The sequence below is a fragment of the Hyphomonas sp. CACIAM 19H1 genome, from assembly GCF_003325995.1.
GTDB lineage: Bacteria > Pseudomonadota > Alphaproteobacteria > Caulobacterales > Hyphomonadaceae > Hyphomonas > Hyphomonas polymorpha.
In genome coordinates this window covers 4,070,316-4,076,783 of record NZ_CP016437.1, presented here as the reverse complement: position 1 = coordinate 4,076,783, position 6,468 = coordinate 4,070,316, and the positions used below count along the sequence as shown (strand labels likewise).

Annotated in this window: 7 protein-coding genes; 3 read left to right on the top strand and 4 right to left on the bottom strand. The window is 63.6% G+C overall.

Features of this window, described 5'->3' with window-relative positions; genetic code table 11:
• The first annotated feature begins 93 nt into the window (after positions 1-93).
• The 3 genes from BBF93_RS20110 (at position 94) to BBF93_RS19375 (ending at position 2,918) form a co-directional block, all read left to right on the top strand.
• A complete protein-coding gene (locus tag BBF93_RS20110; RefSeq protein WP_114106949.1) occupies positions 94-966 on the top strand; it encodes a transposase in 873 nt (290 codons plus the stop codon).
• Positions 963-1,316: an IS66 family insertion sequence element accessory protein TnpB gene (gene tnpB, locus BBF93_RS19380; RefSeq protein ID WP_114106948.1), complete on the top strand. Its 354-nt coding sequence runs from the start codon at positions 963-965 to the stop codon at positions 1,314-1,316. Before BBF93_RS20110 ends, tnpB begins: the two co-directional genes overlap by 4 nt.
• Positions 1,317-1,388: 72 nt before the next feature.
• Positions 1,389-2,918: an IS66 family transposase gene (locus tag BBF93_RS19375; protein WP_114106947.1), complete on the top strand. Its 1,530-nt coding sequence runs from the start codon at positions 1,389-1,391 to the stop codon at positions 2,916-2,918.
• A gap of 69 nt (positions 2,919-2,987) precedes the next feature.
• On the opposite strand, the gene BBF93_RS19370 is transcribed toward BBF93_RS19375, so the two are convergent.
• From BBF93_RS19370 to BBF93_RS19355, 4 genes are all read right to left on the bottom strand, one after another.
• Positions 2,988-3,506, bottom strand: coding sequence for a S26 family signal peptidase (locus tag BBF93_RS19370; RefSeq protein ID WP_114106946.1), 519 nt, complete (start codon positions 3,504-3,506; stop codon positions 2,988-2,990).
• Positions 3,503-3,745, bottom strand: a complete 243-nt coding sequence (locus BBF93_RS19365) for a helix-turn-helix domain-containing protein (RefSeq protein WP_114106945.1) — start codon at positions 3,743-3,745, stop codon at positions 3,503-3,505. Before BBF93_RS19365 ends, BBF93_RS19370 begins: the two co-directional genes overlap by 4 nt.
• Before the next feature lie 178 nt (positions 3,746-3,923).
• Positions 3,924-4,247, bottom strand: coding sequence for a DUF736 domain-containing protein (locus BBF93_RS19360; protein WP_114107165.1), 324 nt, complete (start codon positions 4,245-4,247; stop codon positions 3,924-3,926).
• Positions 4,248-4,695: 448 nt separating this feature from the next.
• Positions 4,696-6,468 (bottom strand): ParB/RepB/Spo0J family partition protein (locus tag BBF93_RS19355; protein WP_233349216.1); only part of this gene is annotated, 1,773 nt, incomplete at its 5' end.

Sequence of the window (6,468 nt, the reverse complement as noted above, 5' to 3'; positions counted from 1 at the left end):
CCGGGTTCGCTCGTAACCGTCCGATGACTGCACATCGATTCCGGGTCGCAATAGTTCTCCATTTGGCCTTCCCTTCCTGGTGAGGAGCTGAACATGGATTTGAAACGTTTTGAGAACACCGCACACCAGAGCTATTGGAGCGTACATATTGAAGCCTGGCGTCAGAGCGGTGTGTCGCGCACCCGCTATTGCCGGGATCATGGTCTGAACCGGCATACGTTTGGGAGTTGGGTGATCTATCTGATGGGGCGCGACGAGGCGCGGAAACATGAAGAATATCAGGCCGATCTGCGCCGTGAACAATCCCGCAGGAACCTCGAAAAAGGCCGTTCCAGCAAGCGCCAATGCGTGCGGTTCGGGGCGCGTACGGACACGCGTAGCCGCGCCGTTCAGGCCTTCTGGGCGATGCACCTGGAAGCGCTGAACTGGAGCGGAATGAGCCTTCGCCAGTACGCGTCCGCCCTGAACCTTTCCCGGCATGCCCTGCAAAAATGGCGCACGCGGCATGAAGATGGCGAACTGGAAATCGACTGGCGGTCACAGCTTCATCCCTCTGCCCGTCCGCGCGTTAGAGATAGTGCTAGCACTAATGTCGCGGAAACCGCCTTGACAGCACGGGTAGAACGGCGCGCGGCGCGGCGCTTCTTCAGCGACGAACAGAAGCTCGCGATCGCACGTGAAAGCGACCAGCCGGGCACCAGTGTGTCCGCCACCGCCCGGAAGCACGGCATCGTCACGGGCCTCCTGTTCCGCTGGCGGGTCGAGTTCGGGATCGGCCAGAACGCCCGCGCGAGACTGGCAACCGTGCTGGTTCCGGAAGGGAGGCCGTTGCCGATGGATCTTATGAAACCGCCCGCCGGAATGATGGCCATGGCGCTTGAAGATGGCGCACGCGTCTTCGTCCCTGAAGGGAGCGATCCCGAGGCGGTTCTTCTCGAAATGTCCGGCAGGGAGACCCTGTCATGATGATCGTCCCGGCCGGGGTAAAGGTGCATCTCGCTCTCGGCTACACCGACATGCGCAAAGGGATCGATGGTCTGACCATGCTGGTTCAGGACGTCCTCAAGAAGGACCCTTTCAGCGGCCATTTGTTCGCGTTCCGGGGCAAGAAAGCCTCGATGTTGAAGATCCTGTTCTGGGATGGAAACGGGCTCTGCCTGTTCACCAAACGCATCGACCAGGGCGGCTTTGTCTGGCCTGTTATGGCAGGTCATGACGGCTCGATCACGCTGACACCGGCCCAGCTCGCCATGCTGATCGAAGGTATCGACTGGCGCGCGCCCGAACGGGTATGGAAGCCCGCCCTTGCCGGATAAGATCACCCGATAAATGTGCCCGAACGGCGCGAAAAAGCTCCTGCTTCTGCCCATTCTGTGATATGAATCCGTATGCGGATCGACCTTGGCAACCTGCCGACCGATACGGCGCTCCTGCACCAGCTGGTGCGAGACATGGCGGCTGTTGTCGAACGCCGGGATGGCGAAATAGAGCGGCTCCAGCAGATCATAAAGAAGCTCCAGAGAATGCAGTTTGGACGAAGCGCCGAGCGCCTCGATCCCGGCCAGCTGGCGCTCGCACTTGAAGATCTGGATGCCGATATCGGGCGTGTCGTGGAGAGTCATCCGGTTGTCGTTGCGGATGTGGCCGAACCTCCCGCGCACCGTAAGCCCTTGCCCGAACACCTTCCTCGCGAAGAGGTCCGGATCGATACCGATCATGCGGCGTGTCCAGGCTGCGGCGGCGTTCTGCACGGCATGGGAGAGAGTGTCAGCGAGATGCTGGACTGGGTACCGGCACAGTTGCGTGTTGTGCGGATCGTCCGCCCGAAATATGCCTGCCGGACCTGCGGAACCGTGGCTCAGGCGCCTGCGTCGGAGCGTGTCATTGCAGGGGGTCTTGCGACCCCGGCGCTGCTCGCCCAGGTGCTTGTCAGCAAATATTGCGATCACACGCCGCTCTATCGGCAATCGCAAATCTTCGCGCGGCATGGCGTCGATCTGTCCCGTTCCACGCTTGCCGGATGGGTCGGCGGAGCCTGCTGGTGGCTCGAAGCGCTGCATGAAAAACTCTGCGCAAATGTGTTCGCTTCGGACCATCTGTTCGCCGACGATACACCTGTCCCGGTACTCGATCCGGGGCGCGGAAGGACGAAGACGGGACGGCTCTGGGTCTATGCCCGTGAGGAACGCGGATGGGGCGGTCCGGAGCCGCCGGCCGCCGTGTTCCTGTTCGCGCCGGACCGCAAGGCGGAGCGCCCCGTTACCCATCTCCTGACCTTCAAAGGCGTTCTCCATGTCGATGGATATGCCGGGTTCGAACAGGTCGCCGCACGGCCCGGTGTGACCCTCGCAGCCTGCTGGGCGCACACGCGGCGCAAGTTCTACGATGTCGCGAAGGCCACTGGTTCGCCCATTGCTGAAGAGGCACTCCAGCGTATCGCCGACCTTTACGCCATCGAGGCGGACGTCCGGGGAAAAGCCCCGCACTGGCGGCTTGCCGCACGCCGGAAACTGTCCGCTTCGCGCGTTGAAAACCTCCGCCTCTGGCTCGAAAGCCAACTGGCCCAGCTGCCCGCCCGCAGCACGCTCGCAGATGCCATCCGATACGCGCTGGGGCGTTGGACAGGCCTCACCCGGTTCCTCGATGACGGCCGCATCGAACTCGACACCAACCCGGTCGAACGCGCGATCCGCCCGGTCGCTCTCGGCCGCAAGAACCACCTGTTTGCAGGCAGCGATGGCGGTGCTGAACGATGGGCCATCCTCTGCTCGCTGATCGAAACGGCGAAGCTCAATGGCGTCGAACCCTATGCCTGGCTCACCGATGTCCTGAGACGTATGGCCGATGGCCACCCGGCCAATCGGATCGGCGAACTCCTGCCATGGGCTTGGAAAGCGGAAAATCCCGTCAAGACCTGACATCATGTGTCGCCTCCGGACGGATACGTCTGCTGTCCCCACCCCGGCGTTTGCTTGCATCGCCTTGCCCTACTCTGCAGACGGCTCGTGGACGGACGAACCGAAGAGCGGCGCCGCGACGCCCAGGATGTCGGCTTCGTGGACTGCGCCGAAATACCGCCCGTCCAAGGAAGACGGATGAGGCGAGAGCAGGAATACCTCGCCTGCCGCAAGCGTGATGCACCCCTCCCAGACCGGCAGGTCACGGTGCATCCTGTCGACTAAAAACGCCTGCGCCGCCTGCTGCCCATTGATGGAAACAGCCGTTCCTTCCCGGCAAATTGTGTCTCCCGGCAACCCGGCAATCTGCTTCAGCAGGGGCCAGTTTTCACCGACATATCCCCGCGCCGCCGCCCATTGCGCAGGCCCGCTCCGGGCTGAGAGAACGGCCCAATGACCTTTGGTGAGGGGCGCGTCTCTCAGCCAGTAGAGCCCTTGCGGCGCGCTGGCCGACCGGTTCCAGATGAGCTGCGCCGGAGGATCAAACACCAGGCCGAACAGCACCGCGGAACTGCCCACGACGAGCCCCACCGCATACCCGGCTTTCATCGGGATTGCCCGATCCGGCTCGACGTTGAGGAAAATTCCCGGCTCTCAGACCACTTGATCAGGCTCTCCCGGGTATAGAAAACCCGCGCCCCATGCTTGCGGTAAATGGGGCCTCTTCCCACGCAGCGATAATGATCGAGGGTCGAACGCGTTACCCGCAGAAACGTTGCGGCTTCCTCCACATTCAGGATGACATAGTCCTCGTTTGTGACGGCTTTTGAGGGGCGCTTTTTACGCATCACGCGGTTCCTTTCGCCAGATGGTTCGTGATGGGAGGATGTTGCCTGCGCCTGCTCGGGCTTGGAGGGGGAAAATCGGCCTTGCGCATTTTTCCCCTCAAGACGGAGGCCTGGTTTGAACGCAGAAAACCGCCCCGGAGTATCTCCGGGGCGGCGCGTCAGAGGCCGGACTTGCCAGCTAGTCGCGGGGGTTCCAGAGGATCACGTGACGGCCTTTCTTGCCTTTGACCGGGGCGAGGTTCGCGAAGATCTTGCGGGGGCCGATCTGCGGATCCGCGAGCGTGATCGAGAGGTAATCCCGGCCAGACTGCTTTGCCTTGCGCATCCAGCCGCCACCAATTTCGGTCGAGGTTTCTCCGGCGAAGATGCGGTAGTCCGGCTGTCCGTCACCGGCTTTTTCGGCGTTCTTCTCGATGCGGATGGAAGCCGAGAGGTTCATCATTGCGAGGGTGCCTTCGAAACCAGCTTTGGTTTCCGTGACGTATCCGAGTGCGTTTGCCATGGGGGTCTCCTTTTCGTTTCCTTGGCTGCCGTCCGGGAACCCCTTGTTCCCGTCGACGCCGGACCGAAAGGACGGCCTGCGCCGGGCCTGAACCTGAAAGGGCGCAGCGCCGCGGAGCACCTGACCGGCGGAGAATTTTGGCGCGCGAGGAATGCGCCGTGAGGCGCAGGGGAAAATTCTTCGCCGGTCAGGTTTCAGGCCCGGCGCAGGTCGTCCAGGTCCAACGGCAAGAGACGGAAACAAGGGGTTCCCGGACGGCAGGGTGTGGCAACGAATGAGCCCCTTTGCCCGCAACGCATTCACAAGGTGCGCGGCAAACAAAGCCCCCTCGAAATACCCCTATGCAGTGAACCTTTCCCTTGATCCGCACACAGAGACCCGCGCGCAAAAAAGCCGCCCGGCGACAACTACCGGGCGGCTCCATCCTGCCTGAGAGGAGACAAAGAACTCAGGCAGAATTGGCTTCGCACGGCAAGCGTTGGTCATCGGATGTCCCCGCGTCTACCGCCTCGAACAGCTCTGCAATCCGGTCCCAGGCATCGGCGGGCGGGCAGGCTGCGCCGTCGATATGGCGGGTGGGGGGCACCTGCATCCAGCCCGGCGTCCAGGTTTCCCCCTTCGCGCCGTCACGCCCTGCGAGGGCTGACACCAGCTGCGCTTTTTGCGCCTTCAGGGTGGCGGTCTCTGCTTTCTGCGCCGCCTCTGGCGAGACCGTCTCTGCAAGGAAGGAACGGGTCACCCGCCGGTCCCGCAGAAGATCGAAGAACGCCGCATCCGGCTGCCAGAACGCCCCCGGATCAGCGGCGCAGGCATGCAGCGCCGCCTCAACGGCGACCCCGCCCGACTCCAGCGTCTCAGCCATCGCAACCGCGATCACCTCCATCACTTCGGAGTCGGAGAGGGCGAGCAAGGCGGCGAAGGTCTCGCAGAGGTGATACGCGTCGCCGCTGCGGCGCGGCACCGGCGCGCCCAACGCCTCGAACACGGCGCCCGCGCGATCCCGCGCGGCGTTGAGGTCGGCTCTGGCGGGGCTGCCCTCAACGCTTTCAAGGCTGGCGTCTTTCACCGCGCCGGTCGTGTGCGGGCGCACATTCCAGAGCGCAGACCCGCAGAGGACATGGGCTGCCATCAGGCGCAGCGCGATGGCTGGGTTCCGGATCAGGCCCACCTGCGCCGCGCTATGCCGGTGCAGACTGATATAGTGCGCCATCGGTCCCGACATCTCAGGTTTTGGGTCTGCTTCCGGGCCAGCTCCGCCCCTGTCAATCGGTGTCCTGGCCTTGCGCGCTTCGGACGCTTTCAGCCAGCCTTCATGGAAGGTCACTGCGCCATCGTGGCGCTGCTCGACGATCACCTTGCCGCCCTGCTTCTTCGTCGTCTGCTCATAGTCCCAGCGGTGAAAATACGCCCCGCGCTCGAGCACCGTGATACCGGCCCAGCCGCGCTGCCGGTAGCCCTCGATCTTCTCCGCCACCGCCGCGTCCTGCGCGTCCCAGAACGCCGCCGCGTCGGCAAACACCGCCCCCTCGCCGAAGAGATCAGCCGTCACCGCGCCGGAGTATCCGGCAAGGTCGAACAGCGCCTTGTCAGTGGTGATCGCGCTTCCGCCAGTGATCCATGCGCGGCAGGCCCGCCCCATAGGGGCCCGCTCAGTCTCGCTGTTCCAGAGTTTCAGCCAGTCAGCCTGCCGGGCCGGTGTGGCGAGCGTCAACGCGCGCACCGTCTCTCGGTCGATCTGGTCGTCGGCATAGAGCTTCCGGATGGGGGCGCTGAGGCTTGCCAGCGCCAGCACCCGCCGGACCGTCAATTCCGTCACGCCAAAGAAAGCCGCAATCTCCTCCACTGTCCGGCTCTCATCATGGAGCTTCCGGAAGGCAGTGTACTGCTCCATCTCGCTGGCGGGCAGGCGCGCGACGTTCTCGATGATCGAGGCCTCAATCGCAGAGGCCGCGTCGTCTTCGGTCATCACCGCGCAGGGCACCAGCGGATCAGCGCCGGTTTCCTTCGCCACCTGCTGGAGGGCAAAGAAACGGCGGCGCCCGGCGATGACGCCGTAACGCTCGCCTTCACGGCGCACGAGCAGCGTTTGACGGATGCCTTTCTCGCGGATGGAAGGCAGGATGTCGGAGACATCGGGCGCCTTACGGCCATGGCGCATGTTGAGTTTTGAAATGCTGAGCGCGCTCAGCGGCAGGTGGATCAGGTCAGGTTGGGACATGGG

What these genes read in the sequence shown, in the direction of transcription:
- BBF93_RS20110 (WP_114106949.1), top strand. Translation starts at nt 94, where the DNA reads ATGGATTTGAAACGTTTTGAGAACACCGCACACCAGAGCTATTGGAGC.
- tnpB (WP_114106948.1), top strand. Translation starts at nt 963, where the DNA reads ATGATGATCGTCCCGGCCGGGGTAAAGGTGCATCTCGCTCTCGGCTAC.
- BBF93_RS19375 (WP_114106947.1), top strand. Translation starts at nt 1,389, where the DNA reads ATGCGGATCGACCTTGGCAACCTGCCGACCGATACGGCGCTCCTGCAC.
- BBF93_RS19370 (WP_114106946.1), bottom strand. Translation starts at nt 3,506, where the DNA reads ATGAAAGCCGGGTATGCGGTGGGGCTCGTCGTGGGCAGTTCCGCGGTG.
- BBF93_RS19365 (WP_114106945.1), bottom strand. Translation starts at nt 3,745, where the DNA reads ATGCGTAAAAAGCGCCCCTCAAAAGCCGTCACAAACGAGGACTATGTC.
- BBF93_RS19360 (WP_114107165.1), bottom strand. Translation starts at nt 4,247, where the DNA reads ATGGCAAACGCACTCGGATACGTCACGGAAACCAAAGCTGGTTTCGAA.